This is a genomic window from Streptomyces tardus (genome assembly GCF_018101125.2).
GTDB lineage: Bacteria > Actinomycetota > Actinomycetes > Streptomycetales > Streptomycetaceae > Streptomyces > Streptomyces tardus.
On sequence record NZ_JAELVF020000001.1, the window covers coordinates 352,067 to 378,622 of the forward strand.

The window sequence follows — 26,556 nt, forward strand, 5'->3', positions numbered from 1 at the left end:
GCCCCGTAGGCGCCGCTCAGCCTTCCTGGAAGTCCCCGGCGGCGACCCGCAGCGGACGCAGCAGCGCGAAGATCTCGTCGCACTCCTCGGCGTCGTAGGTGCCCAGCCCGAAGTCCATCGCCGTCAGGTCGGAGGTGGCGGCGTCGCAGACCTCGCGCCCCCGGTCGGTGACCGAAGCCAGGGTGCCGCGGCCGTCGTTGGGGTTGGGACGGCGGTCCACCAGACCGGCCCGTTCCAGCCGGTCGATGGTGTTGGTGACGGAGGTCGGGTGCACCATCAGGCGCTCGCCGATCTTCGACATCGGCAGCGCACCGGACTGGGAGAAGGTGAGCAGCACCAGCGCCTCGTACCGGGCGAAGGTCAGCCCGTACGGCTTGAGCACCGCGTCCACCTCGGCCAGCAGGATCTGCTGAGCGCGCATGATCGAGGTGATCGCGGCCATCGACGGCACCGACCCCCAGCGCTGCTTCCACAGCTCGTCGGCGCGGACGATGGGGTCGAAGGAGAGACTGAGCGGCTTGGGCACCGTCCGACCCTACCCAACGGCAGCCCGCCGCCGGGGGCCGATGCCCCGCGATACGGGTGCCGGGACGCAGGAAGCCGGGAGGCGCGCAGGACGCGTCTCCCGGCTTCGGCCGGTGACCGTTCCGCGCGGACGGCGGGGTCAGGGCAGGTGCACCCACTTCGCCTCGGACGGCGTTCCGTCCTCGTCGACCAGGAAGAGCATGTAGTAGCCGGGCGGCACGGTGGAACGGTCTTCGGGCACGTTCACCGACACCGCACCCGCCTTCCGTTCCACCGGCAGCTCCACCGAGCGCTGCTCGACGTCCGTGACGTGGGTGACAGCGCTGGGACGCATCAGCCGGGCCTTGTCGATCCGCTTCGCGTCCTCGGTGGCGAAGGTGGCGTCCTGCCCGGGCGTGAGCTTCCCGGGGCCCTCTCCGATCACCGGCCGGTTCTCGCCCCGCTCGCCCTGGAGGTAGGGCGGGGTGTAGATCTCCACCCGCTTCTCGAAGGTGCCGAGCCTGGTGTTGGCCCTGTCGCTGTAGAGGGGGTCGGATCCGAAGGTGGCGACCCGTCCGTCGGGCAGCAGCACCGCCGCGGCGTGGTAGTTGCGTCCGACCTTCGGATCAGCGGCGGGGGTGAACTCGTTCTTCGCCGGGTCGTAGAACTGCGCCTTCAGGATGTCGCTGCTGCTCCGGCCCCGGTAGTCCTTCGAACCGCCGGTGGTGAAGACGGTGTCGTCGGGCAGGATCACGCTGTTGAGGTAGCGGGTGCCCTGCGGCAGGTCCGGACCGTCCTTGTACTCCGGCGCCTTGGCCTTGAGGTCGACGATCGAGGTGCGCGGAGTGGACTTCTCGGACTCTCCCACTCCGCCGCCGCCGAGCACCATCACCTTCCGGTCCTGCGCCGGCGGCAGCAGCAGCGAGCTGGAGGTCTCCAGCTGGTCGGTGTCGGTCATGCCCTCGATCTTGGTGAAGGTGTTGTCCTTCAGGTCCCAGGTGCCCGGCTCCCGGCCCTTGTCCGCGTCGCCGTAACCGGCGTTGGAGCCGGAGTAGAAGAGCTTGTCGTCCCCGGTCAGATAGAGCGCGGGATAGGTGGGGAAGTAGCGCTTGGGCGCGGTGGACCACTTCCTGGTCTTCGGGTCGTACATCTCGTTGTCGCCCTGGAGAATGTCGCCGATCTCGTCGAGGCCGGAGACCGAGAGGACCTTCCCGTCCTGCATCGTGACCAGCGTCGGGTACCAGCGCGCCTCGGCCATCGGGTCGACCCGGACGTACTTCTCGGCCACCGGGTCGAACTCGAAGGTGTCCTTGATCCCCTGGAAGTCCTGGTCGTCCAGGGTGATCTTCTCCGCGAGGCCGTAGAGATCGTCGGCCTCCTTGCCCTTCAGGCCGAGGATCTCGTACTGGGCGGGTTCGTCCCTGACCGATTCCTCGCCCTCCTCCACCGCCTCGACGAAGACGCGCACCTCGCTCGCGGTGATGTCGATCTTGCCGTCGTCGTCCTCGTCCTTCTCGGCCCGGGGCACGACCACGGGGAAGTCGGAGACGTACTCGGCACCGTCCGGGCCGCGGAAACGGGTGCCCTCGGGAAGCGTCTTGGGCTTCGCGGGGTTCTCGTTCTTGATGAGCATCCCGCCGCCGGCCTTCTTGACGCTGTCGCCGAGCTGCTCGTAGCGGGCGGTGCCGCCCGCGACCAGCAGCTTGCCGTCGTCGAGCTGGGCGTGGCCCGCGCAGAAGACGTCCTCGGGGGTGTCGATCTTCTTGAACGAGTCGTTCGCCGGGTCCCACAGGATGCTGTCGAAGGTGCCGGAGTCGAACTGCTTCTGGTCGTTGCCGGAGCCGGCGATCAGCAGGACCTTGCCGGTGTGGAGCAGGGCCGCGTGCATCGAGTTGCTGCGGAACTCCTTCGGCACGTCGGCCATCGACCACGAGCCGTACTCCGCCTTGTACTCCGGCCGCGAGATCCGGTACTCCTCGTACCGCTCGGAGGCGAAGCCGATGGTCGCCGGTGCGTTGAGCGCGGCCAGGACGACGGTGATTCCTGTGCCTATCGCGGTCTTCTTCAGCCTGGCGCTCGGACGGTAGGGCATGGATCAGCTCCCGGTCGAGGTCATGACGAGCTCCTTCTGGGGCTCGTCCTGGGGCGGCTCGCTGCTGCCCCGTCTGCTGCGGTACTCGGTGAAGGCCCAGATCGCGATCGGCGCCACCGTGATGACCAGGGCGAGCACGGTCCAGGTGCGCATGGCGACATGGGTGTGGTCGAGGACGACGGAGGCGAGGAAGCCGCTGCCGAGCAGCGCGGCCCAGAAGAGGTGGATGCGGAAGGTGCTCAGCCGGTCGGGGCTGGCCGACCCGCCCTTGGGCGTCACCACGAAGCGGCAGGTGCGCCGGAAGACCGCCGCGATCAGCGAACGCGCGTACACCGGGGCGCAGATCGCCGACATGGCCATGCCCGCGAGGCCACCGGACCCCTCGGGCTCGTGCGGTGAGACGTTGTGGCGCCGGTTCCAGATGTAGAGGCCGATCTGGAGGGCCGCGACATCGCTGTAGAGCATCAGCCAGACGGCCGCGGTGACCTGTGTGCCGGAGGCGCCGAGCCACAGGAAGAGGGTGCAGCTCAGCGCGCCGAGCATCCAGGTGATCGCGCTCATCGGGTAGTAGGCGAGCATCAGCGAGTAGTTGAGCAGCTTGCCGGGCGCGAACCGCTGGGGGCGGCGCCAGTACTGCTGGATGAGGGTCTCGTAGGTGCCGCGCGACCAGCGCATCTGCTGGGTGAAAAAGTCCGTCCAGCATTCAGGGCCCTCGCCGACGGCCAGCACGTCCGGGGTGTAGACCGAGCGCCAGTGCCGGTTGGTGAGGGGGTTGCGGGTGCGGTGCAGCTCGAAACCGGTGGCCATGTCCTCGGTGATCGAGTCGTACAGGCCGCCGACCTGCTTGATCGCGCTGATGCGCACCGCGTTGTTGGTGCCGACGAACATCGCCGAGCCGTACCGGTTGCCCGCGCGCTGGATGAGCGCGTGGAAGAGGAACTGCTGGCTCTCGGCGAACTTGGTCACCGGCTGCACGTAGTTGCCGTACACCTGGGGCCCGACCACGAAGGCGATGTCCGGGTCGCGGAAGTAACCGAGCATCCGCTCCAGGTAGTTGGGCAGCGGTACGTGGTCGGTGTCGACGGAGGCGAAGAAGTCGTAGGAGTCGCCGTGCATGGCGATCCAGGCGTTGTAGTTGCCGTGCTTGGTCTTGGCCCGGTGGACGCCGGTCTCCCGGTTCCACTCGGGGACGCCCTTGCGGGTGAAGTGGTGGACGCCGAGCTCGGCGCAGAGTTCGCGGGCCTGCGGGTCGTCGCCCTCGTCGAGCAGCCAGACGTGCAGCAGCCCGTCGTGGTGCATCCCGACCGCCGCCTCCAGCGTCGCGCGCACCATGGCGATCGGTTCCTTGCCCGGCACGTAGGTGGTCAGGAAGGCGACCCGGGTCCCGGCCTCGGGGTGTACCGGCACGGGGTCGCGGGCGACCATCGTGGCGTGGGCGATAGAGATGACGTTGATCAGCCGGAACAACTCGATCAGCCCGATGCAGCCGAGCATGACCGCGTCGGCGACCAGCAGATACGCCGGGGCGTTGTCGCGGTCGGTCCAGTGCGAGGGCCAGACCAGGAAGAGCAGCAGCACTCCGGAGAGCAGCGGTGCCGCGGTCATCAGCAGTACGGCGCGCACACGGTGGGGTTCCGCGCTGAGCAGGCTCTGGTACCTGACTCGGTAGGGGGTTTCCGCCGGCGCGAGTGGTCCCGCGAGACGGCTGTAGGTCTCGTAGTCGTAGCCAGACAGCCGCACGGGTCCCTCCGCTCAGCCGAGATAGATGACATTCCTCAGCAAAAGGGACAGCGGGCGGGGTGTCGAATGTTGGTGATGCAAAGGTGGCCCAGCGTCAGATCCGCTGGGCCACTCGACGCGGAACGAGGGGGTACGGGGCTGCCGGTGCGTCAGCTGAGGCACCGGCAGCAGCCCGGGGCGCCGCTCGCCGCTGGCTCCGCGCCCCGGAAAACGCCCGGGGCGGGGGCGTTGCTCAAACGCTCTCCTCGCGCTGCGGCTCCTTGCGGGCGCGCTCGGCGATCGCACCGGACTTGATCTCCTCGCGGAGCAGCTTCTCCGCGTAGAAGCCGCCGGCGGGCAGTACGGAGAGGGCGAAGCAGAGGACGGCACGACCCAGCGGCCACTTGGTGCGGTTCCAGGCGTCGGCCCAGAAGAGGACGTAGATGATGAAGAGCACACCGTGAACGGCGCCCACCACCGGGACCGCGTTGAAGTCGGTCGTGCGCTTGAGCACGGAGCAGACCAGCAGCAGGAGGAAGGAGACGGCCTCGGGCGAGCTGACGAGTCGGAGTCGGTTGAGCGCGGCGCTGGTCTTGGGGTCCATGGGAGGTCCTCGGGTTTGTGAACGAATGCACAAGCACTGTCATTGTGACAGCCTCCCGGGCGTTGCTCCGACCGGGGTAGGTTGTGGGCTGTGGCGCATTTCCGGGTTGAGGGCAGCAAGGTCCTGGCGGTCGATCTGGCCGGGGACGCGGTTCGGGCGAAGAACGGCTCGATGGTCGCGTACGAGGGGCAGATGTCCTTCAAGAAGCTGACCGGCGGCGGGAACGGCCTGCGCGGCATCGTCACCCGCAGACTCACCGGCGAGCAGATGGCGGTCATGGAAGTCACCGGCCGGGGCACCTGCTACTTCGCCGACGGGGCCCGCGACATCAGCCTGGTCCGGCTCGGCGGCGACAAGCTGCACGTGGAGGCGAGCAACCTGCTCGCCACCGAGGGCGGCCTGCGCACCGGCACGACGTTCACCGGCCTGCGCGGCACCTCGCAGGGCAACGGGCTCTTCACCACGACCGTCGAGGGCCAGGGGCTGGCAGCGGTGATGTCCGACGGCCCGGCCCTCGCGCTGCGAGTGGACGCGCAGAACCCGCTCCAGGTCGACCCGGGCGCGTACATCGCGCACACCGGCAAGCTGACGCAGAAGCTCCAGAGCGGTGTCACCTTCCGCACGGTGATCGGCGAGGGGTCGGGCGAGGCGTTCCAGATCCGCTTCGAGGGCGAGGGCCTGGTCTACGTCCAGCCCAGTGAGCGCAACACGATCGGGGGCGAGCTCTGATGGGGTTCCAGCGGCTGAGCACCAAGATGGTCGAGGCCCAAGTGGCGCCGGGACAGCGGATCTTCAGCCAGCGGGGCGCGATGATCGCCTACCGCGGCGAGCTCAGCTTCACCCCGAACCTGATGAGCGGCCAGGGCGGCGTCATGTCGGCCATCGGTCGCCGGGTGCGCGGCGAGGCGGCACCGCTGATGACCGTCGAGGGCAACGGCACCGTGATGTTCGGGCACGGCGGCCACGAGGTGCATGTGATCGATCTGACCGGCGAACTGCTGCACGTGGAGGCCGACCGGCTGCTCGCCTTCGACGGCGCCCTCCGGCAGGGCACCGTCTTCCTCGGCTCGCAGGGCGGAGTGATGGGCATGGTGCGCGGACAGGCCACCGGGCAGGGGCTGTTCACCACCACTCTGGAGGGGCAGGGCTCGGTCGCGGTGCTCGCGCACGGCGGGGTGCTGGAGCTGAGCGTCGCCTCCGACCGTCCGGTCAACGTCGACCCGCAGGCGTACGTCGGCCACCGGGGCCGACTCACCAACCGGCTGACCACAGCGCTGAGTTGGCGGGACATGGTCGGCCGCGGGTCCGGAGAGGCGTTCCAGTTGGAGCTGTCCGGCCAGGGGACGGTCTTCGTGCAGGCGAGTGAGGAGAAGCTGTGAGCGACCCCGTCGAGTACGACGTGCGGACCCTGCCGTCCAACGACAACGCCAATCCGTACGCCTTCAGCGTGGAGCTGGCGGGGCAGTGGTTCCTCCAGAAGGGCAAGATGATCGCCTACTACGGGCAGATCAGCTTCGACGGGATCGGCCACGGCCCGCTGGACGGCCTGATCGCCTCCAGCTTCCACAGCCCGCTGCACGCCGCGGACTGGGTGGTGGCCAACGGCCACGGCAAGCTGCTGCTGGCCGACCGCGCGTACGACATCAACTCCTACGACCTGGAGGACGGCAACCTCACCGTCCGCTCGGGCAATCTGCTCGCCTTCGAGCCGAGCCTGTCGCTCAAGCAGTCGATCATCCCGGGCTTCGTCACGCTGATCGGCACCGGCAAGTTCGTCGCCGCCTCCAACGGCCAGGTGCACTTCGTCGAACCGCCGATCCGGGTCGACCCGCAGGCGCTGGTCGGCTGGGCGGACTGCCCCTCGCCGTGCCACCACTACGACCACCAGTACCTGCGCGGCTTCCTCGGCGGCGTACGGCATCTGACCGGCATCGGCGGGGCGTCCGGCGAGGAGCACCAGTTCGAGTTCACCGGTGCGGGGACGGTGCTGGTGCAGTCGACCGAGAAGATGCTGGACGAGCAGTCGGTCGGCGGCACACCGCAGCAGCAGGGTGTCCCCGGCGGCCCACCGCAGCCGTAGCGCGGGCGCGGCGGGGCGGTGGATCCGGGCTCCGGAGCAGGTCGCGGGGTTGTCCCGGTCTCAGGTGCCCACGTTCGGATCCCTGCCGGGTCGCTGCGGGTGGTCACGGACCGCGGCGGTCCGAGGACCGTCAGGAGCTGGGTAAAGTCGCGTTATGGACATGGAAAACGGCCACGGCGCGAAAGCCGAGCAGGGTGCGACTCGGTGGCTCACCCCGGCTGAGCAACGGGCCTGGCGGGCGCACCTGGACGCCAGCCGGATGCTGACGCACCAGCTGGAGAAGGACCTCCAGCCCTTCGATCTGACGATGAACGACTACGAGATCCTGGTGAACCTCTCGGAGTCGGACCAGCACCGGATGCGGATGAGCGATCTGGCGACCGCGACGCTCCAGTCCAAGAGTCGTCTCTCCCACCAGATCACACGGATGGAGAAAGCCGGGCTGGTGCGCCGGGAGCACTGCGACACCGACAAACGCGGGCTGTTCGCGGTGCTCACCGAGCACGGCTGGACGACCATGCGGCAGGTGGCTCCGCACCACGTGGACTCGGTGCGCAGGCACTTCATCGACCTGCTGCCGCCGAGTGCCCTCAGTGCCCTGGAGGACTCGATGGCCCCGATCGTCGACCGCCTGCGGGAGCGGCGCGGGCGGTTCTGAGCGGGGTGGGTGCCGGCGGCCGGAGGCGGGGCCCGGCTCGGTCAGTCGGCCAGGGGCAGGCGGAGGGTGAAGAGCGCTCCGCCCTCCGGCGCCGCCGTGAGGGTCAGGGTGCCGCCGTGCCGGGTGGCGACCTCGCGGGCGATGGCCAGGCCGAGTCCCGCGCCGCCGTCGTCCCGGCTGCGGGCGTCGTCGAGGCGTACGAAGCGTTCGAAGACCCGGTCGCGTTCGGCCTCGGGCACACCCGCGCCGTCGTCCGCGACCTCCAGCTCGGCGAGCCGGTTCCCGCCCGCCTCGGTCGCGGTCGTGCGCACCGAGACGCGGACCCGTCCGGTGGCGTGACGCTGGGCGTTGTCCAGCAGGTTGCCGAGGATGCGCGCCAACTGCCCACCGGATCCGGTCACTTCGGCCGACTCCAATGGCTGAGCGGTGAGGGGGTGGGGATCGGTGGTACGGCGGTCCAGCTCCTCGTCGACCAGCGCCGCGAGGTCCAGCCGCGCGCCGACCGGCCGTTCACCCGCGTCGATGCGGGCGAGCAACAGCAGGTCGGCGGCGAGGTCCTGGAGCCGTACGGTGTCGTGGACGGCGCCGGGCAGATCGAGCAGCTCCGGGTGCGCCTCGGCGACCTCCAGCTGGGTGCGCAGTGAGGCGATCGGGCTGCGCAGCTCGTGCGAGGCGTCGGCGACGAAGCGGCGCTGCCGCTCGACGGAGGACTCCAGCGCGGTGAGGGTCTCGTTGGTCGTACGGGCGAGTCGGCCGACCTCGTCCTCGACCTGCGGCTCGGGAACCCGGCGGCTGAGGTCGGTGGAGCGGGTGATCTCGGACATCTCCTGGCGGATGCCGTCCACCGGCCGGAGGGCCTGCCTCGTGACGCGCCAGGTGGTGACCGCAACGATCGCCAGCAGCAGCGGACCGCCGATGAGCAGGGCGTTGCGGATGGTGTCCACGGCGGCACGCTCCAGATCGAGCGGGGCGCCAGCGTAGATGGTCAGGGTCTCACCGCGCGGGGTCTTGGCCTCGGCGACCGCGAAGCGGTAGTCGCCGCCGCTGCCGTCGACGACGGCGCTGCCGCGGACGAAGTCCAGGTCGTCGTCCACCTCCCCGGGGCCGAGCGGGTCCTCGCCGTCGTTGTCGCCGTTGCCGTCGCCGTTGCGCGGGCGTTCCCGGTCGTCATCGTCGTCGTCATCGTCGTCGTCATCGTCGTCGTCCGGGTTCGAGGGCGCGGACTTCTCCGGCGAGGGTCGGGTCGGTGTCGGCGAGGCGGCGGGGCCGACGGCCTTCACGCCTCCGGCGGGCGTACCGGTGATGGAGTCCAGCCCGTCGCTGACGGCACGCACCCGGTCGTTGCCGTCCAGGATCTGCACCGGCTGGTCGCCGACCTCGATCGAACCGAGCGCCGTGCCGGTGGCGATCTGGCCGGCCACGTCCCGGGCCCGCACCTCCGCCTGGAGGTCGACCTCGCGGATCAGGTTCGTCTCCAGCAGCCAGACCACCGCGACGCCGGCCGCGGCCAGTGCCACCGCGACCACGAGGGTGGCGCCCAGCGCCGCGCGCGCCTTGACGGAGGCGAAGAACTTACCGGTCATCGGAGACCAACCGGTATCCGGCGCCGCGCACGGTCACGATCAGCCCGCCGCCGAGCTTGCGACGCAGAGTACTGATGTAGACCTCGACGATGTTCGGGTCGCCGTCGTAGGCGAAGTCCCACACGTGCTCCAGGATCTCGGACTTGGACACCACCTCGCCCGGGCGGACCGCGAGCTGCTCCAGTACGGCGAACTCCTTGGCGGTGAGCGTGGGTTGGACGTCGTTGCGGGCGACGGTGCGCGCCGCGCGGTCGACGGTGAGCGAGCCGATGCGCAGCACGGGCGAGGCGCCGGTGCCGCGTCGGCGCAACAGCGCCCGGATGCGGGCGAGCAGCACGACGTAGGAGAACGGCTTCGTCAGATAGTCGTCGGCGCCGGTGTCCAGTCCCTCGGCCTCGTCGTACTCGCCGTCCTTGGCCGTGAGCATCAGGATCGGCGTCTCGTCCCCGGCTGCGCGCAGCATGCCGCAGATCCGGTAGCCGTTGACGCCGGGCAGCATGATGTCCAGCACGATCAGGTCGTACGGGTTCTCCGTGGCCAGATGCAGCCCCTCGTGGCCGTCGTGTGCCACGTCCACCGCGAAGCCCTCCGCCGTCAGGCCCTTGGCCAGTGACGTCGCAAGTCTCCGCTCGTCCTCCACGATCAGCACGCGCATGGGGCAAGAGTGGCAGACGCTTCCTGAAGCCCTCTTCAGCTTGCTTCAGGAAGCCTTCAGGCAGCACCGGGCAGTGTGAGTGCTGTCCGGTCGACGAGGCCGGACGGGAGCCCCGCTCGGGGGCGAGACTCTTGTGGAGGCACACCATGAAGCGCAACGTCATCATCGCGACCCTGGCCGCTGCGGGCGTGGCGGGGGGTGCGGTGCTCGCAGGCACCGCCTTCGCCGACGACGGCGACGACCGCAAGCCCGCGTCCCGCACCCTCAACGCCGGTGCGGACGACGCCGGTTCGGACGACCGGGACGACCGCGGTGGGAGCAAGGACGGCAAGGGCAACGGCGGCTCGTGGATCAGCGCCGAGCAGGCAGTCGGCCAGGCGCTGAAGGCCGAGCCGGGCCACGCCTACAAGCTGGAGCTGGAGGACGACGACCGGGTCTGGGAGGTCGACATCCTCACCGAGGACGGCGAGTGGCGCCGGGTCGACGTCGCCAGGAAGGGCGGCGAGGTCGTCTCCAGCCGGACCGATGACGACGACGACCGCAACGAACGGACCGCGAAGCAGGTGCGCGCCGTTCTGGCGGACGCCAAGACCTCGCTGGCCGACGCGGCGCGCATCGCCAACGAGCGGGTCCCCGGCACGATCGACGAGATCGACCTGGAGAAGCGCGGAACGGTGTGGAAGGTCGACTTCGAGAAGGTCGACGGCCGCGATGACGACGACGACGTGGAGCTGCGCGTCAACGTCGAGTCGGGCAAGGCCACGGTCCACGACGACGACCGCGATGACGACCGGGACGACCGGGACGACCGGGACGACGACCGCGACGACCGCGACGACGACTGATCGCCTCGCGCTCCGCTTCCGAGGTCCGACGCCCGCCGGGTCGCCCCTCCCGTACGGCTCGTACGCACGCGTACGAGCCGTACGGGAGGGGCGGCCCGTACGTCGTTCAGTGCGGGGGTGCGGCTGCGGCGGTGAGGCAGTCGAGCAGCCGGTCGGCCGCGGTGTACGGGTCGAGCCGGCCGGCGGTGATCTCCTCGGCCAGCGACTCCAACCGGCCGCCAGACGGCAGCTCCGCCAGGCGCTGCCGCAGCGCGGCGACCACCAGCGACTCCAGCTCGCGGGCCGCACGGCGCCGTCGCCGTCCGGCCAGGACCCCGTGCTCCGCCATCCACTCCCGGTGGCGGTCGAGCGCCGCCACCAGCTCGGGGACGCCCTCGGCCCGGCTGGCAACGGTGCGCAGGATCGACGGCCGCCAGTCCCCCGGTTCACGGGCCTCGCCGAGGCCGAGCATGTGGTTCAGCTCCCGCACGGTGGCGTCCGCACCCTGGCGGTCGGCCTTGTTGACGACGTACAGATCGCCGATCTCCAGGATGCCCGCCTTCGCCGCCTGCACCCCGTCGCCCATCCCCGGCGCCAGCAGCACCACCGAGGAGTCCGCCAGGCCCGCGATGTCGACCTCGGACTGGCCGACACCCACCGTCTCCACCAGCACCACGTCGCAGCCGGCCGCGTCCAGCACCCGGATCGCCTGGGGAGCGGCGCGGGAGAGCCCGCCGAGGTGGCCGCGGGTCGCCATCGAGCGGATGTAGACGCCCGGGTCGCCGACGTGCTCGGACATCCGGATGCGGTCGCCGAGCAGCGCACCGCCGGAGAACGGTGAGGACGGGTCGACCGCCAGCACTCCGACCCGCGCGCCCGTGGCCCGATAGGCGGAGACGAGCGCCGAGGTGGTGGTCGACTTGCCCACTCCCGGCGCACCGGTGAGCCCGACGACGTGTGCGCCGGCACCGTGCGGGGCGAGCGCGGCCATGACCTCCCGCAGCAGCGGCGAGGCGTTCTCGACCAGGGTGATCAGTCGGGCCACGGCGCGGGGCCGCCCGGCACGGGCCTGCTCCACGAGTCGGGCGATCTCCGTGTGCTGCGCCACCATCGCCGCGTGCTCCTCGCCGTCGGGGCGGGGTGCGGCGCCGGGCCGCGGCCGTACGCGGCGGACCGCCCGCACCCCTGGGTGAGAGCAGGGTACGGGCGGTCCGTCACGAGAGTCGGTGACGCCGCGACGGGCGGCGGTACCGTGGCGGAGCACCGGCCCGCCGGGTGTCGCGTTCCGATCGAAACACCGGACGCCCCGATGGCCGATGACCGGGCCGGGCCGGGCCGCCGCGGGGACGACCGCGCCCGGGCGCCGCCGGGTTCAGGCCCGCGGGACGCGGACGAGGAGGGCGTCGCCCTGCCCGCCGCCGCCGCACAGCGCCGCCGCGCCCAGACCGCCGCCGCGCCGCTTCAGCTCCAGCGCCAGGTGGAGCACGAGCCGGGCGCCGGACATGCCGATGGGGTGGCCGAGAGCGATCGCGCCGCCGTTGACGTTCACCCGGTCCTCGCTGACGCCGAGGTCCTTGGTGGACTGGTGCGCCACTGCCGCGAACGCCTCGTTGATCTCGATCAGGTCCAGGTCCGCGACCTGCGCCCCCTCCTTGCCGAGGGCGTGCAGGATCGCGTTGGAGGGCTGGGACTGCAACGAGTTGTCCGGGCCGGCGACGTTGCCGTGGGCGCCGATCTCGGCGATCCACTCCAGGCCCAGCTCCTCGGCCTTGGCGCGGCTCATCACCACGACCGCCGCCGCGCCGTCGGAGATCTGGGAGGCGGTGCCGGCGGTGATGGTGCCGTCGGAGGCAAAGGCGGGACGCAGCTTGGCGAGGCTCTCGACGGTGGTGTCGGCGCGGATGCCCTCGTCCTCGGCCACCACGACGGGCTCGCCCTTGCGCTGCGGGATCTCCACGGGGGTGATCTCGGCCTCGAAGAGCCCGTTCTTGCGGGCGGCGGCGGCGCGTTGGTGGGAGGCGGCTGCGATCCCGTCCTGCACCTCGCGGCCGATGCCCAGGCGGGTGTTGTGCTGCTCGGTGGACTCGCCCATGGGCACTCCGTCGAAGGAGTCGGTGAGCCCGTCGTGGGCCATGGAGTCGAGCATCTCCATCGCGCCGTACTTGTGGCCGGCGCGCGAACCGGGCAGCAGGTGCGGCGCGTTGGTCATGGACTCCTGGCCGCCCGCGACGACCACGTCGAACTCGCCCGCGCGGATCAGCTGGTCGGCGAGGGCGATGGCGTCCAGCCCGGAGAGACAGACCTTGTTGATCGTCAGCGCCGGGACGTTCATCGGGACACCGCCCTTGACGGCCGCCTGGCGGGCCGGGATCTGGCCGGCGCCCGCCTGCAGGACCTGGCCCATGATCACGTACTCGACCTGGTCGCCGGTGACGCCGGCGCGCTCCAGTGCCGCCTTGATCGCGAAGCCGCCGAGGTCGGCACCGGAGAACGGCTTCAACGAGCCGAGCAGACGTCCCATGGGTGTACGCGCGCCCGCGACGATCACGGAGGTGGTGCCGGTCGTGCCACTCATGCCGAGGCCCCTTCGGTGGAAAAGTGAATGAGGGTTAACCTCCAGCTTACTGAGCGGTACTGAGCCCGGTCATCGTCCTGGAGGTGTGACCGTGCGCACCTTGCGCAACCGGCCGTGTACCGATGTCCTGGTCCCATGCTGACGCGTATCGACCACATCGGGATCGCCTGCCACGACCTGGAGCGGACCGTCGAGTTCTACCGGGCGACCTACGGCTTCGAGGTGTTCCATCGCGAGGTGAACGAGGAGCAGGGCGTGCGCGAGGCCATGCTCAGGATCAACGGCACCGACGACGGCGGCGCCTCCTGGATCCAGCTACTGGAGCCGGTCCGGGAGGACTCCGCGGTCGCCAAGTGGCTGGCGAAGAACGGCGAGGGCGTCCACCACATCGCCTTCGGCACGGCCGACGTGGACGGCGATGCACAGAAGATCGGGGACAAGGGCGTGCGGGTCCTCTACGACGAGCCGCGGACAGGGTCGATGGGCTCGCGGATCACGTTTCTGCATCCGAAGGACTGCCACGGGGTCCTCACCGAACTGGTGACCTCGGCCGGTGCGGAGAAGCCCGCGGCGCCCGAGCACGGCAGCGAATCGGCGACCGATCGGTGAAGGACGCCCGATCCGGTACGGAACGTGACGGACAGTCGCCAAATGCGGTCGCACCACTACGCCTTGTGCACCGCGGGGTATCGGGTCGGCCGCGGGTCTGAACAAGGCGCGACCGGCCGCCGTGAACATCGGTAGAGTGGCGAAGCGGCGTACGGCACGAACAGGCTCTCCACACCCGTTCCGCCTCCCGCCGATGATCTGACACCATTTCCTCGGAACGTCTCGCCGGGATGTTCTTCACATCCTTCGGGATGGCGACGCTTCTAGCAGGAAGACTGGACGTTCACACCTTGTCGACCAGGGGACGGATGGGACCGCGAAGTGCGGGGCTACGACCGCTACGAGGCTGACGACCACCTCTCGCGTTTCGAGGCCGAGATGGAGCGGCTGAAGAAGGAGCGGGACAAGGCCGTCGACCACGCCGACGACCTCGGCTACCAGGTCGAAGTGCTCCGTGCCAAGCTGCACGAGGCGCGGCGCAGCCTTGCCTCGCGCCCGGCAGGGTACGACAACCTCTCCAGTCAGGCCGAACAGCTGCTGCGCAACGCCCAGTTGCAGGCCGAGCAGCTGCGCGCCGACGCCGAGCGCGAGGTGCACGACGTACGTCTGCGGACCCAGCGCCTCCAGCAGGAGGAGTCCGAGGCACGCTCCCGGCTCGAGTCCGATCTGCACAGCGAGGCGGTGCGCCGCCGCCAGCAGCTCGACCAGGAGCTGGCCGAGCGCCGTTCGACCGTCGAGTCCCACGTCAACGAGAACGTCGCCTGGGCGGAGCAACTGCGCGCACGCAGCGAGTCGCAGGCCCGCCGGCTGGTGGAGGAGAGCCGCACCGAGGCCGAGCAGTCGCTGAGCGAGGCCCGTACCGAGGCCCAGCGGCTCGTCGAGCAGGCCAGGCAGCGGCTGGCGAGCGAGTCGGAGACCGCGCGCTCCGAGGCCGACGCGGTGATCCGTCGCGCCAGGGCGGACGCGGAGCGGCTGCTCAAGGCCGCCTCGGAGCAGGCCCAGGAGGCCGCCGAGCACGCGGAGCGGCTGCGGCAGTCGGCCAGTTCGGAGTCCGAGGCCTCCCGTCAGGAGTCGGCGACCCTCAAGTCCCGGGCCGAGGAGCGGATAGCGGAGGCGGACCGGTCCGTGCGCGAGGCGCGGACCGAGGCGGAGCGTCTGGTCGAGGAGGCCAGGAGCGCCGCCGCCAAGGAGTCGGCGGACACCGAGTCGACCAACGAGCAGCGGGTGCGCACGGCCAAGGCCGAGGTCGCGCGGATGGTCGGCGACGCCACCAAGGATGCAGAGACTCTTAAGAGCGAGGCGGAGCAGAAGCTCGTCGACGCCCGTACCGAGGCCGACCGCCTGCTCGCCGAGGCCAGGGAGAGCGGTCGCACCAAGTCCGCGGAGGAGTCCGCCGCGCAGCTGGCGGAGGCGGCACGCAAGGCCGAGGAGATCGTCAGCAAGGCGACCGAGGAAGCGCGCACCACCACCAAGAGCGCCTCCGAGGACGCCGAGCGGCTGCGCAAGGACGCCGAGGAAGAGGCCGACCGGCTGCGCGCCGAAGCACACGACACGGCCGAGGAGTTGAAGGGGTCCGCCCAGGCGGACACCAAGGAGTACCGCGCCAAGACGGTCGAACTCCAGGAGGAGGCACGGCGGTTGCGCGGCGAGGCCGAGCAACTGCGCGCCGAGGCCGTCGAGGAGGGCGAGCGGATCCGCGGCGAGGCCCGCAAGGACGCCGTCCAGCAGATCGAGGAGGCCGCGAGCCAGGCCGAGGAGCTGATCGGCCAGGCGAACTCCGACGCGGAGGAGACCCGCAGCTCGGCCACCACCGACGGCGAGCGGGTGCGCACCGAGGCGATCGAGCGCGCCACCAGCCTGCGTCGGCAGTCCGAGGAGGCGCTGGAGCGGGCGCGGAGCGAGGCCGAACAGCTGCGCACCGAGGCCGAGGAGGCCGCTGGGCGCACCAGGACGGACGCGACCGAGGCCGCCGAGCGGCTGCGCTCCGAGGCCGAGGAGGCCGCCGAGCAGGTCAGGACGAGCACCGCCGAGGAGCTCACCGCGCTGCGCGAGGACGCGGAGGCGAAGGTCGCCGCGGCCGAGCAGTCGCTGCGGGAGGCGCGCACCGAGGCCGAGCGGCTGCGCGAGGAGGCCAGGAGCGAGACGGAGCGGCAGCGCGCGGAGATCGCCGACCGGGTGCGCACCCTCCAGCAGCAGGCGTCCGAGGAGGCCGAACGGCTGCGCACCGAGGCCGCGGCCGACGCTTCCACGGCACGCGCCGAGGGCGAGTCGGTGGCCGTACGGCTGCGTTCGGAGGCGGCGGCGGAGGCCGAGCAGCTGCGCGCCGAGGCGCAGGACACCGCGGACCGTATCCGCACCGAGGCGGCAGCGGCGGCGGAGCGGACCGGCGCGGAGGCCGCCGAGGCGCTCTCCGACGCCCAGGAGGAAGCGGCACGGCGGCGGCGGGAGGCCGACGACCTGCTCGCCGACGCGCGCGAGGAGGCGCATCGCGAGCGTTCCCAGGCGCGGGAGCAGAGCGAGGAGTTGCTGTCCTCCGCGCACAAGCGGGTCGAGGAGGCGCAGACCGAGGCGACGCGGCTGGTGGAGGAGGCCGAGCGTCGGGGCGCGGAGCTGGTCTCCGCCGCCGAGGAGCACGCCGCCTCCGTACGGCAGGCGGTGTCCGGGCTGCGCGAGGAGGCCGCGGCCGAGATCGCCGAGCAGCGTTCGGCGGCCGAGCAGGCCGCGCTCAAGGTGCGCCGCGAGGCCGACGAGGAGTCGGCGGCGGCCAAGTCGCTTGCGGAGCGCACCGTTTCGGAGGCCATCGAGGAGGCGGCCGAGCAGCGTGCGCGCGCCGAGGCCGACGCGGAGCGGGCCCGGACGGAAGCCGACCGGATGCGCGACGAGGCTCGGCGGGACTCCGCCCGCAAGCTCTCCGAAGCGGCGGAGCAGGCCGACAAGCTGGTCAGCGGAGCGCAGGAGGAGGCACTCAAGACCGCCGCCCGCTCCGAGAAGCAGGCCGATTCGATGGTCGGCGCCGCGCGCGACGAGGCCGAGCGGCTGGAGCGCGAGGCGAGGTCCGGCGGTACGGAGCTGGTCGAGCGGGCCCGCGAGGACTCCAACACCATGCTGGAGGAAGCGCGTCGGGACGCCACCGCGATCCGGGAGCGGGCCGAGGAGCTGCGCGAGCGCACCGAGAGCGAGGTCGAGGACCTGCACTCCCGGGCGCGCAGGGAGTCGGCCGAGGCGATGAAGTCGGCCGGCGAGCGCTGCGACGCGCTGGTCAAGGCCGCGGAGGAGCAGCTCGCCGAGGCGAAGGAGCGGGCCGAGAAGCAGCTCTCGGACGCGAGTTCGGAGGCGGGCAAGATCCGTATCGCGGCGGTTCGGAAGGCCGAGGGACTACTCAACGAGGCCGAGCAGAAGCGTGCGGAGACCGCGGCGGAGGCCCAGCGGATCCGCAACGAGGCCGAGCAGGAGGCGGAGCGCACCGTCGAGCAGAGCCGCAAGGAGCTCGACGTGCTCGCCCGGCGCCGCGAGGACATCAACTCGGAGATCTCACGCGTCCAGGCGATGCTCGAATCGCTGGGCGTGGGCGGCGATCTGGGCGGCAAGAGCGGTGCGGCCGAGAAGTCCGGCACGGGCGGCGCGGATCGCGGGTCCGAGGGCGAAGAGGCCGTCGGTGCGGGCGCCGGCAGCGGGAAGAACGGTCGTCCGGCGAAGGGTGGAAAGGGCTCGTAAGTGTGCCAGTCACCTCGCAGCCACCCGAAAGAGCGAGCATTCTCCACATCAAACGGACATCCGCTCGATGACACGCCGTCCATCCCCCTAGGATTCTCCCAAGCCCTCAACGCTCTCTCCGACAGGAAGCCCATGAGTGACACCTTCGCTGCCGAATTCGCGCCCCCGCGGCGCGGATACGACCGCGAGCGGGTGGACAGGCATGGAGTGCGGTCGGCGTCCGAGCGGGACCAACCCCCCGTCCGCACGGGTCTGTTGGACGAGCGCGCGGAGGTGCTTCAGCGTCAGATGCAGAACGGCAGCAGCGCAGGTAGCACTTCATGATCGATGTCTCACGACACCACGGACCTCCCCTCGCGGGCCACGACCCGACGCGGAGCGGGTACGCCTCCCGGCGCGAGGAGGGGCGCGGCGCATCGCCGGCTCCCTCCCGCCCCCGGGCGGCCGACCATTCCGTCAGTCGCCGTGGTGGGTGAGGAGCGGCCTGGAGCAACTCCCGCCCGGGGCCTGAGCTTTCAGCACCGGGCAGCGCACGCCCGCGGGACCCCGCGACGGCTCACCCCCTTTCCCCGATCACCTCACCGGTCTCATTCGACAGGATTCCCATGAGCGACACTTCCTCCCCCTACGGCTTCGAGCAGGTGCGGCGTGGTTACGACCGCGGTCAGGTGGACGAGCGCATCTCGAAGCTGATCTCCGACCGGGACAACGCGCTCGCGCGCATCACGTCCTTGGAGAAGCGCATCGAGGAGCTCCACCTCGAAACGCAGAACGCCCAGGCCCAGGTCAACGACTCCGAGCCCTCCTACGCCGGCCTCGGTGCCCGCGTGGAGAAGATCCTCCGCCTCGCCGAGGAGGAGGCCAAGGACCTGCGTGAGGAGGCCCGTCGGGCCGCCGAGCAGCACCGCGAGCTCGCCGAGAGCGCCGCGCAGCAGGTGCGGGACGACGCCGAGGCGTACTCCACCGACCGCAGGGCGAAGGCCGAGGAAGAGGGCGAGCGGATCGCCGAGAAGGCGAAGGGCGAGGCCGCCTCGCTGCGCGCCGAGGCCGAGAAGGACGCCCTGTCCAAGCGCGAGGAGGCCGACGCCCTCTTCGAGGACACCCGCGCCAAGGCCGCCCAGGCCGCCACCGACTTCGAGACGAACCTCGCCAAGCGACGGGAGCAGTCCGAGCGGGACCTGGCCTCCCGTCAGGCCAAGGCCGAGAAGCGGCTCGCCGAGATCGAGCACCGGGCGGAGCAGCTGCGCCTGGAGGCCGAGAAGCTGCGTACGGACGCCGAGCGGCGTGCGCGCCAGACGGTGGAGACCGCGCAGCGCCAGGCCGAGGACATCGTCGCCGACGCCAACGCCAAGGCGGACCGCGTGCGCAGCGAGTCCGAGCGCGAGCTGACCGCGTTGACCAACCGCAGGGACAGCATCAACGCCCAGCTCACCAACGTCCGCGAAATGCTCGCGAGCGTCACGGGCGCCTCGGTCGCCGCCAGCCTCGGCGTCGAGACCGAGGACGAGGACGACAGCGCCACCAAGAGCGTTCCGGCTCAGCAGACCCGCTGACGCCCGCTCGTCGGTCCCGCGCTGTGGCGCCCGGTCCGCCCGTTCAGGGGCGGTGCCGGGCGCCGCGCGCCGTTCCGGAGGGACGGGGCCCGGTTCCGGCGGTTCGGAGGCACACGTTCCGCTGGCACGGTGTCCGTTGCATCGACTAGCGTCGGCGCATGATCGAGCTAGAGGGGCTGACCAAGCGGTACGGCACCAAGACCGCCGTCGACCGGCTCAGTTTCGGGGTGCGTCCGGGGGTGGTGACCGGCTTCCTCGGGCCCAACGGCGCCGGCAAGTCGACCACCATGCGCATGATGCTCGGCCTGGACAGGCCGACCGCGGGTGACGTCCGGATCGACGGCAAGCACTACGACCAGCTGAAGGACCCGCTGAACCACATCGGCGCGCTGCTGGAGGCCAAGTCGATCCACGGCGGACGCACCGCGCGCAACCACCTGCTCTGCCTCGCGCAGTCCAACGGCATCCCCACCCGGCGGGTGGACGAGGTGCTGGACCTGGTGGGGCTGGGCAGCGTCGCGAAGAAGCGGCCGAGCGGCTTCTCGCTGGGCATGGGTCAGCGTCTGGGCATCGCCGCGGCGCTGCTCGGCGATCCGCGCATCCTGATGTTCGACGAGCCGGTCAACGGCCTCGACCCCGAGGGCATCCACTGGATCCGCAATCTGATGAAGCATCTGGCCTCCGAGGGCCGCACAGTCTTCGTCTCCAGCCACCTGATGAGTGAGATGGCGCTGACCGCGGAGCACCTCGTGGTGATCGGCCGGGGCAGACTGCTCGCCGACACCACGATGGAGAGCTTCATCGAGGAGAACTCCCGTACGTACGTACGGCTGCGCGCTCCGGAGCCCGAGCGGCTGCGGGACGTGCTGGTCGCCGACGGGCTGGCACCCACCGAGGGCGCCGAGGGAGCAATCGAGGTCGAGGGCGCGCAGGCGGTGCGGATCGGTGAGCTCGCCGCCGAGCACCGGCTGGTGCTGCACGAGCTGAGCCCCCAACAGGCGTCGCTGGAGGAGGCGTTCATGCGGCTCACCGCCCAGACCGTCGAGTACCACGCGCACACCGCACTGCCCGGCCCCGGAGAACCGGCCGCGGCACCGCCGCCGGGGCAGCAGCAGGGCTGGGGACCGCAGCAGCAGAAGGAAGGATTCTGAGAGCCATGGCCCATCTGACGCGGGTACTCAAGTCGGAGTGGACCAAGGTCACCACCGTCCGCTCCACGCTGTGGACGCTTGTCCTCGCCTTCTTCCTGACCGTCTCCATCGGCATCGCCTTCAGCGCCCTGCTGAAGAACCTCTCCAACGAGGAGCGCGGCGGGCCGCTGGACCCGACCTATGTCAGCTTCAGCGGCATGAGCATGGGTCAGCTGGCGATGGTCGCCTTCGGTGTGCTGGTCGTCTCCGGCGAGTACAGCACCGGGATGATCCGGGCCTCGCTCGGCGCGGTGCCGCAGCGCGGTGTCTTCATGGCCGCCAAGCTCGTCGCCTGCACCGCGCTGGCGCTCCTGGTCGGCATGGTGACCAGCGTGGCCACCTTCTTCGGCAGCCAGCTGGTGCTGGGCGAGGAGAAGGCGTCGATCACCGACGACGGCGTGCTGCGCGCGGTGGTGTGCGGCGGGCTCTACATGACGCTGATGGCGCTCTTCTCCATGGGCGTGACCTGGATGCTGCGCAGTCCGCTGCTTGCGTTCAGCATTCTGATGCCCTTCTTCTTCATCGTCTCCGGCATCCTCGGAGTGGTGGAGGCGACCCGCAAGATCGCCCAGTTCCTGCCCGACCAGGCAGGGATGACGATGCTCGCGGTCAACGACCTCACCGACTTCGACCGGGCGTACGGTCCGGGCGGTGCGCTGCTCATCATGCTCGCCTGGGTGGCGGCGGCGCTGATCGGCGGCTACGTCATGCTCAAGCGCCGGGACGCCTGAGCCCCCGGACCGGCGGGCACTTCCGACGATTCGCGCGTCACGGTCCATCTCGCACAGCTGACAGCCGCTCCCCGCCAAGCCGGTCGGAGCGGCTGTCACACGTCTGGAGTACGCTCCCCGAGGCCCGGAAACCGGGTTGGCCACCCGTCGGCCGATACCCGGCGGACCGCGAGCGGCACAGGGGCGGAGAGAGATGATCGAGGCCGTCGGCCTGACCAAGAGCTACGGGGACAAGACGGCGGTGTACCAGCTGTCGTTCCAGGTGCGTCCCGGTGTGGTGACCGGCTTCCTCGGGCCGAACGGCTCGGGCAAGTCCACCACCATGCGGATGACCGTCGGGCTCGACGAACCGACCGCGGGCACCGTCACCGTCAACGGGCTGCCGTACCGTCGGCTGCCCAACGCCGCTCGCCAGGTGGGCGCGCTGCTGGACGCCAAGGCCGTGCACGGCGGACGCAGCGCCCGCGAGCATCTGCTCTGCCTCGCCCAGCTCTCCGGAGTGCCGAGTTCCCGGGTGGACGAGGTGATCGACGTCGTCGGCCTCGGCGAGGTCGCGCACAAGCGGTCCAAGGGCTTCTCGCTCGGCATGGGCCAACGGCTCGGTATCGCGGGGGCGTTGCTCGGGGACCCGCCGGTGCTGCTCTTCGACGAGCCGGTCAACGGCCTCGACCCCGAAGGCATCCTGTGGATTCGCAATCTGATGAAGCAGCTGGCCTCCGAGGGCCGCACCGTGCTCGTCTCCAGCCATCTGATGAGTGAGATGGCACTGACCGCCGACCACCTCATCGTGATCGGCCGCGGCCAGCTGCTGGCCGACATGTCGGTGAAGGACTTCATCGCGCACAACTCCCAGGGCTACGCCCGCGTCCGGGTCCCCGAGGACCGTCCGGACGACCCGGAGAAGCTGCGCACCGCACTCGCCCGCGCCGGCGGCCAGTTGCTGCCCGAGGAGGACGGCGGGTTCCGGGTGACGGGGCTCGCGCTGCCGCAGATCAGCGACCTTGCGCACGAGGCGGACGTACGACTCTGGGAGCTGTCGCCGCACCACGCCTCCCTGGAGGAGGCGTACATGCAGATGACGCAGGGGGCGGTGGACTACCGCGCCACGGTCGACACCCGCAGCTCGCTCCAGCCGCTTCCGCAGGGGATGCCGGGGCAGGGCCACGCCCCGCAGGGCCACGCCCCGCAGGGCCACGGCTACCCGGCCGGCCCCGGACACCCGGCACCGGGCGCTCAGGGGTATCCGCAGCAGGGGTACGCCCCGCAGCCGATGCCGCAGCAACCGGGCACCGGTTACGGCACACCGGCGCCCGGCGGGCACCCGCCGCAGCAGCAGCCCTGGCCCGGTGGCGCCCCCGGCACCCAGCCGTACGCCGCACCGACGCCCGGTGCCCCCACGTCCGACAGCGAGGCCGCCCGATGACCACGCCCCAGCAGCCCGAACACCCGCAGCAGGGCGCGCCGCAGCAGCACCCGCACCAGCAGGGGCACCCCCAGCACCCGCAGCCCGGCGCACCGCCCCACGCACCGCAGCAGCACCCGGCGCCGCCGCAGGGCAGCCCGTTCGACACTCCGGCCCCGCCGCAGGGCGCCGGCACTCCCCCGCCGGGACCGCCCCCGTCGGGCCCGTACGCACCGCCGCAGGCGCCGCCGCAGCAGTACGGGCAGCAGCTCCCGTCGCAGCAGTACGCCCCGCAACAGCAGCACGCCCCGCAGCCGTACGGACACCAGCCGTACGCCCCGCAGCCGGCCGCTCCGCACGGTCCCCCGCCGGGGTCACCGCCGCAGGAGCCGCCGTCGCACGCGCCCATGGCACCGGAGGCGGCAGCCGCCCAGCCGTACGCGGCCCCACAGCAGCCACCCGCACCGCAGTCGGGCGGGTACGGAGGCCAGGGGCAGAGCGCTCCTGCGACTCTGACGAAGGAGCCGCAGCAGACCGACGGCGGCCGATCGCCGGCCGACCAGCCCCCCGGCGCCGGGTTCCCGCACGGCGGACAGCAGCCCAACGCCGTGCCGCAGCAGCCTGGTTACGCCGGTGCTGTGGCGCCGTACCAGTCCTCGATGGCGATTCCCAAGACCCACCTGGGCCATGCGCTGGCCTCGGAGTGGACCAAGATCCGCTCGGTGCGGTCGACAGTGTGGGCGCTGGTCACGATGTTCCTGCTCACCGTCGGCATCGGCTTCCTGGTCGGAGTGGGTGTCAACACCGAGGAGCACGCCATCATGGCGGTGCTCGGGCCCAACTTCTACGGCCTGATGTTCGGCCAGTTGGCGATCATCTCGATGGGTGTGCTCGTGATCAGCTCCGAGTACACCACCGGGATGGTCCGCACCACCATGACGGCCTGCCCGCAGCGCGCCAGGGTGCTGACCGCGAAGGCGACCGTCTTCTTCCTGCTGTCCTTCCTGATGACGCTGCTGGCCACAGGCATCACCGGACTGCTCAACAACATGATGCTGGGCGGCAAACCGCTGGACGGATTCGCCGCGAACGAGGCGTCCGAGGAGGCCGGCGAAGCCGTCACGACCGGTGCGGAGTGGCTCGCCGCGACCGTCGGCGCCTCCCTGTACGTGGCGCTTCTCGGGGTGCTGGCGCTGGCCTTCGGTGCGCTGCTGCGCAGTGCGCCGGCCGCCATCACCATCATGATCGGGCTGGTGCTGATGCCGATCGTGATCTCGTTCTTCCTGCTGATCTCCGAGAAGACCACGGATCTGAGCGACAAATTCCGCGAGTACTCGCCGCTCAACGGCCTCTCCACGCTGCACCGCTTCTCGATGGCCGGCGACATCGACGCCACCGGCTGGCCGCTGCTCGGACTGCTGGCCGGGGCAACTGCCGTGGTACTGGCAGCCGCGTACACCCGGCTGGCCATTCGCGACGTCTGAGCCCGGACGCGGCCCCCCGGGCGGGTTCAACTCACGGCTGAGGCCGGACGGTTCACGGCGAACCGTCCGGCCTCAGCCGTGTCGGCCGACTCTCGGCGCGGGGCACGGCGCGGGGCACGGCGCGGGCGCGAACACGGTGCGGATGCGGGCGAGCACGGTCCAGGTGCGCGGCGGGCGGCCCGCCTGCGCCGGCTGCCGGGTCAGAAGCGGCCGTGGCGGGCGCCGCGACGGTCCCGGGCGTTCCAGCACCCCTTGTGCCAGTGCCTGCGGTCGTCACCGTCCCCGTGCTGCGGCCAGGCCACCACATGCGGCACTCCGGGCGGGATCTCCTGCTCGCACCCCGGGCACCGGTAGTGCTTGACGGCTGCGGCTCCGCTGATGTGCCGCACCGCCCAGGCGTCGCCCTGCCAGCTCTCGGACCGCTCCAGGCCGTGGCGCACGGCCGGTTCGGCACCACCGGGTTTGACGGCACCGCGCGGGCGGTTGCGACGGGGAGACACACGACACCTCGATCGTCCTCGGGAGCCGGGGCTCCTGGCTGCTGCGCGGACGCAGCGCTCCCCCACCGCTCCGTCCGCCTTCCCTCCAGGGTACGCACCGAACGGACCCCCGGACGCGCCCGATGATCACAACAACCCGGCGGCGAAGCCGTGCCCTGGGCACGTGTCAGCCGTTAGTGCCGTAGAGGGAACGGGAGTTGGCGCCGCACGTCTCATGACTGCGGGCGCCCGCGACCGCGTACGTGTGCGAGGGGATGCAAGGAGAACGGCCACGCGTCCGGGACCGGCGCCTCCCGTCCGCAGCGAGTGAGCACTCCGGCCCAGGGCCGGGCCGAAGGAGCTGACAATGCAACTGGGAGCCTTCGTTCTGGCAGGACAGTTTCCCGGTCAGGGGCACGGCGAGGCCCTGCACCGGGCGGTGCGCAGCGCCGAGGCGGCCGAGAGAGCCGGCTTGGACGCGGTGTGGTTGGCCGAGCACCACTTCGTCCCGTACGGCACCTGCCCGAACGCGGCCACGCTGGCCGGCTACCTCCTCGGCCGCACCGAGCGGATCACCGTCGGCACCGCGGTGAGCGTGCTGCCGAATCTGCACCCGGTGGCGCTCGGAGAGCAGACCGCGATGCTGCACCTGGTGTCCGGAGGCCGCTTCCGGCTGGGGGTGGGACGCGGCGGCCCATGGGTCGACCTGGAGGTCTTCGGCGGCGGCGTCGACGCCTACGAGCGGGACTTCCCCGAGGAGTTGGACCTGCTGTTGCGCTGGTTGCGCGAGGAGTCCGTCGGTTCGCGGAGCGGGCGGTACCGCTTCCGGGACGTCAGCGTCGTGCCCCGGGCGGGTGACCTCGTCAACAGCGGGCATCCGCAGGCGGATTCGGGCCCGGGCGTGACGGTCGCCTGCATCTCGCCGCGGGGCGTACGGGTCGCGGCGCGGCGCGGGCTGCCGATGCTGCTGGGTATGCACTGCGGGGACGAGGAGAAGGCCGGGATGGTCGCGCTGTGGCGGCGCGAGGCCGAAGCGGCGGGGCACCCGCCCGAGTTGGTGCTCGGTGCTCCGCATGTCTCGGTCGGAGTGGTGCAGATCGCCGACCGCCGCGAGGACGCGGTCGAGGCACTGACCAAGGCGATGCCGGGCTGGTTCCGGGACGGCCTGGGCGCGTACGTCACCGTGGACGGCAGGGCCCGGGCGATGCGCGACCCGCTCGCCTACACCGGTCTCCTCAGCGAGCTGCATCCGGTCGGTACACCGGAGTTGTGCGCACAGCGGCTCTCGGCGACGGCCGAACGCACCGGCATCCGGCACTTCGCCCTGCTTGCCGAGGGCACCGGCGATCTGGCCGCCACCGAGCTCAATCTGCGGCGCCTCGGTGGCGAGGTGCTGCCGCTGCTCGATGGCGGCGCAGGGGCTGAGGACCTCGTCGGCACGGAGCGCTGACGACCTCGGACGCGTCGCTCGGTTCACCGCGGCCACGGGACGCCGCGGGCTCGGCGATGGCTGCGAACGACGCGTCCAGGACGGTCAGCAGTCGCGCAGCACCGGCGACTGGTTGAGCAGCTGACCGCGCACCGAGGTGAAGCGGGCGTGACGGTCGTCGACGGAGTTGTCCAGGAGGAAGACCGCCACACGGTGGCAGTTCTGGAACGCCAGTCGGACCCCGAAGTGCCGCTCCAGCGCGCCGCGTATGGCGTCGCTGGCCAGTGCGCGCAGGAGCTGGCCGCGCGCCTGCTCGTCCGGAGGCGGCGTCTGGTTGTCGGCGAACTCCCCGCCGTCGACCTGCAGTCGGGTGACCAGGGAGCTGATCATCTCCCAGGCGTACGGGAGAGAGTTCTTGACGCAGTCGACGAACGCGGCTTCGTCGACCTCGCCTCGCTCGGCCTGCTCGAGTAGCGCCGGTGAGACGTCGAGCGACATGTGGTTCTCCTCTCGCGACCCCGACCTGACGGGGCCTCACGGATGGGGCAGAGGGTGCAAAGTGAGACGAGGGCACGCCTGACAGGCGGCTGCCGTCTCACTCGGCAATTCCTCCACTACCTACGGTAAGACCGGATTGCCCGGCCGACCATACGATTGCGCGCACAACTGGC

Annotated in this window: 23 protein-coding genes; 13 read left to right on the forward strand and 10 right to left on the reverse strand. The window is 71.2% G+C overall.

The window, feature by feature from the left end; translation table 11 throughout:
* Positions 1 to 16 precede the first annotated feature (16 nt).
* The 4 genes from JGS22_RS01445 to JGS22_RS01460 form a co-directional block, all read right to left on the reverse strand.
* On the reverse strand, positions 17 to 526 hold the full coding sequence (locus JGS22_RS01445) for a MarR family winged helix-turn-helix transcriptional regulator (RefSeq protein WP_211039890.1): 510 nt from the start codon (positions 524 to 526) through the stop codon (positions 17 to 19).
* Between the two features lie 138 nt (positions 527 to 664).
* Entirely contained in the window at positions 665 to 2,596 is a 1,932-nt protein-coding gene (glxA, locus tag JGS22_RS01450; RefSeq protein WP_211039889.1) for a radical copper oxidase GlxA, read from the reverse strand.
* A 3-nt stretch (positions 2,597 to 2,599) separates the two neighbouring features.
* The gene (locus JGS22_RS01455; protein WP_211039888.1) at positions 2,600 to 4,336 is read right to left on the reverse strand and encodes a glycosyltransferase family 2 protein; all 1,737 of its coding nucleotides are present in this window, start codon (positions 4,334 to 4,336) and stop codon (positions 2,600 to 2,602) included.
* Between the two features lie 232 nt (positions 4,337 to 4,568).
* Complete coding sequence (locus JGS22_RS01460; protein WP_211039887.1) at positions 4,569 to 4,919, reverse strand: DUF3817 domain-containing protein; 351 nt, start codon at positions 4,917 to 4,919, stop codon at positions 4,569 to 4,571.
* A 90-nt stretch (positions 4,920 to 5,009) separates the two neighbouring features.
* Here JGS22_RS01460 and JGS22_RS01465 point away from each other — a divergent pair, with 90 nt between their 5' ends.
* The 4 genes from JGS22_RS01465 (at position 5,010) to JGS22_RS01480 (ending at position 7,657) form a co-directional block, all read left to right on the forward strand.
* Entirely contained in the window at positions 5,010 to 5,648 is a 639-nt protein-coding gene (locus JGS22_RS01465; protein ID WP_211039886.1) for an AIM24 family protein, read from the forward strand.
* The gene (locus tag JGS22_RS01470; RefSeq protein ID WP_211039885.1) at positions 5,648 to 6,298 is read left to right on the forward strand and encodes an AIM24 family protein; all 651 of its coding nucleotides are present in this window, start codon (positions 5,648 to 5,650) and stop codon (positions 6,296 to 6,298) included. Before JGS22_RS01465 ends, JGS22_RS01470 begins: the two co-directional genes overlap by 1 nt.
* Positions 6,295 to 6,999: an AIM24 family protein gene (locus JGS22_RS01475; RefSeq protein ID WP_211039884.1), complete on the forward strand. Its 705-nt coding sequence runs from the start codon at positions 6,295 to 6,297 to the stop codon at positions 6,997 to 6,999. The genes JGS22_RS01470 and JGS22_RS01475 overlap by 4 nt, the downstream gene beginning before the upstream one ends.
* Before the next feature lie 154 nt (positions 7,000 to 7,153).
* Complete coding sequence (locus JGS22_RS01480; protein ID WP_372454171.1) at positions 7,154 to 7,657, forward strand: MarR family winged helix-turn-helix transcriptional regulator; 504 nt, start codon at positions 7,154 to 7,156, stop codon at positions 7,655 to 7,657.
* Positions 7,658 to 7,698: 41 nt separating this feature from the next.
* Here JGS22_RS01480 and JGS22_RS01485 read toward each other — a convergent pair whose 3' ends face one another.
* Both JGS22_RS01485 and JGS22_RS01490 read right to left on the reverse strand, forming a co-directional pair.
* Positions 7,699 to 9,240: a sensor histidine kinase gene (locus JGS22_RS01485; RefSeq protein ID WP_211039883.1), complete on the reverse strand. Its 1,542-nt coding sequence runs from the start codon at positions 9,238 to 9,240 to the stop codon at positions 7,699 to 7,701.
* Complete coding sequence (locus JGS22_RS01490; protein WP_211039882.1) at positions 9,230 to 9,895, reverse strand: response regulator transcription factor; 666 nt, start codon at positions 9,893 to 9,895, stop codon at positions 9,230 to 9,232. Before JGS22_RS01490 ends, JGS22_RS01485 begins: the two co-directional genes overlap by 11 nt.
* A 146-nt stretch (positions 9,896 to 10,041) precedes the next feature.
* Between JGS22_RS01490 and JGS22_RS01495 the strand changes: the two genes are divergently transcribed.
* Entirely contained in the window at positions 10,042 to 10,740 is a 699-nt protein-coding gene (locus JGS22_RS01495; RefSeq protein ID WP_211039881.1) for a PepSY domain-containing protein, read from the forward strand.
* 106 nt (positions 10,741 to 10,846) lie between these two features.
* Here JGS22_RS01495 and meaB read toward each other — a convergent pair whose 3' ends face one another.
* Positions 10,847 to 11,830, reverse strand: a complete 984-nt coding sequence (gene meaB / locus JGS22_RS01500; protein WP_211039880.1) for a methylmalonyl Co-A mutase-associated GTPase MeaB — start codon at positions 11,828 to 11,830, stop codon at positions 10,847 to 10,849.
* A 261-nt stretch (positions 11,831 to 12,091) separates the two neighbouring features.
* Complete coding sequence (locus JGS22_RS01505) at positions 12,092 to 13,294, reverse strand: acetyl-CoA C-acetyltransferase (protein WP_211039879.1); 1,203 nt, start codon at positions 13,292 to 13,294, stop codon at positions 12,092 to 12,094.
* Between the two features lie 135 nt (positions 13,295 to 13,429).
* Between JGS22_RS01505 and mce the strand changes: the two genes are divergently transcribed.
* From mce to JGS22_RS01540, 7 genes are all read left to right on the forward strand, one after another.
* Positions 13,430 to 13,903 carry a methylmalonyl-CoA epimerase gene (mce, locus tag JGS22_RS01510; protein WP_211039878.1) on the forward strand — a complete coding sequence of 158 codons (474 nt, stop codon included), beginning with the start codon at positions 13,430 to 13,432 and terminating at the stop codon, positions 13,901 to 13,903.
* Between the two features lie 321 nt (positions 13,904 to 14,224).
* A complete protein-coding gene (scy, locus tag JGS22_RS01515; protein WP_211039877.1) occupies positions 14,225 to 17,617 on the forward strand; it encodes a polarized growth protein Scy in 3,393 nt (1,130 codons plus the stop codon).
* Positions 17,618 to 18,222: 605 nt separating this feature from the next.
* Positions 18,223 to 19,170, forward strand: coding sequence for a coiled-coil domain-containing protein (locus tag JGS22_RS01520; RefSeq protein WP_211039876.1), 948 nt, complete (start codon positions 18,223 to 18,225; stop codon positions 19,168 to 19,170).
* Between the two features lie 158 nt (positions 19,171 to 19,328).
* Complete coding sequence (locus tag JGS22_RS01525) at positions 19,329 to 20,321, forward strand: ABC transporter ATP-binding protein (RefSeq protein ID WP_211039875.1); 993 nt, start codon at positions 19,329 to 19,331, stop codon at positions 20,319 to 20,321.
* 5 nt (positions 20,322 to 20,326) lie between these two features.
* Positions 20,327 to 21,091, forward strand: a complete 765-nt coding sequence (locus tag JGS22_RS01530) for an ABC-2 transporter permease (RefSeq protein ID WP_211039874.1) — start codon at positions 20,327 to 20,329, stop codon at positions 21,089 to 21,091.
* 193 nt (positions 21,092 to 21,284) lie between these two features.
* A complete protein-coding gene (locus JGS22_RS01535) occupies positions 21,285 to 22,514 on the forward strand; it encodes an ABC transporter ATP-binding protein (protein WP_211039873.1) in 1,230 nt (409 codons plus the stop codon).
* On the forward strand, positions 22,511 to 23,977 hold the full coding sequence (locus JGS22_RS01540; RefSeq protein WP_236072987.1) for an ABC transporter permease: 1,467 nt from the start codon (positions 22,511 to 22,513) through the stop codon (positions 23,975 to 23,977). The genes JGS22_RS01535 and JGS22_RS01540 overlap by 4 nt, the downstream gene beginning before the upstream one ends.
* A gap of 200 nt (positions 23,978 to 24,177) precedes the next feature.
* Here JGS22_RS01540 and JGS22_RS01545 read toward each other — a convergent pair whose 3' ends face one another.
* On the reverse strand, positions 24,178 to 24,477 hold the full coding sequence (locus JGS22_RS01545; RefSeq protein WP_211039872.1) for an Rv1322 family protein: 300 nt from the start codon (positions 24,475 to 24,477) through the stop codon (positions 24,178 to 24,180).
* A gap of 346 nt (positions 24,478 to 24,823) precedes the next feature.
* Between JGS22_RS01545 and JGS22_RS01550 the strand changes: the two genes are divergently transcribed.
* A complete protein-coding gene (locus JGS22_RS01550; protein WP_211039871.1) occupies positions 24,824 to 25,906 on the forward strand; it encodes an LLM class flavin-dependent oxidoreductase in 1,083 nt (360 codons plus the stop codon).
* A gap of 84 nt (positions 25,907 to 25,990) precedes the next feature.
* Here the strand turns inward: JGS22_RS01550 and JGS22_RS01555 are convergent, their stop codons facing one another.
* Positions 25,991 to 26,383, reverse strand: a complete 393-nt coding sequence (locus JGS22_RS01555; protein ID WP_211039870.1) for an SCO5389 family protein — start codon at positions 26,381 to 26,383, stop codon at positions 25,991 to 25,993.
* Positions 26,384 to 26,556 lie beyond the last annotated feature (173 nt).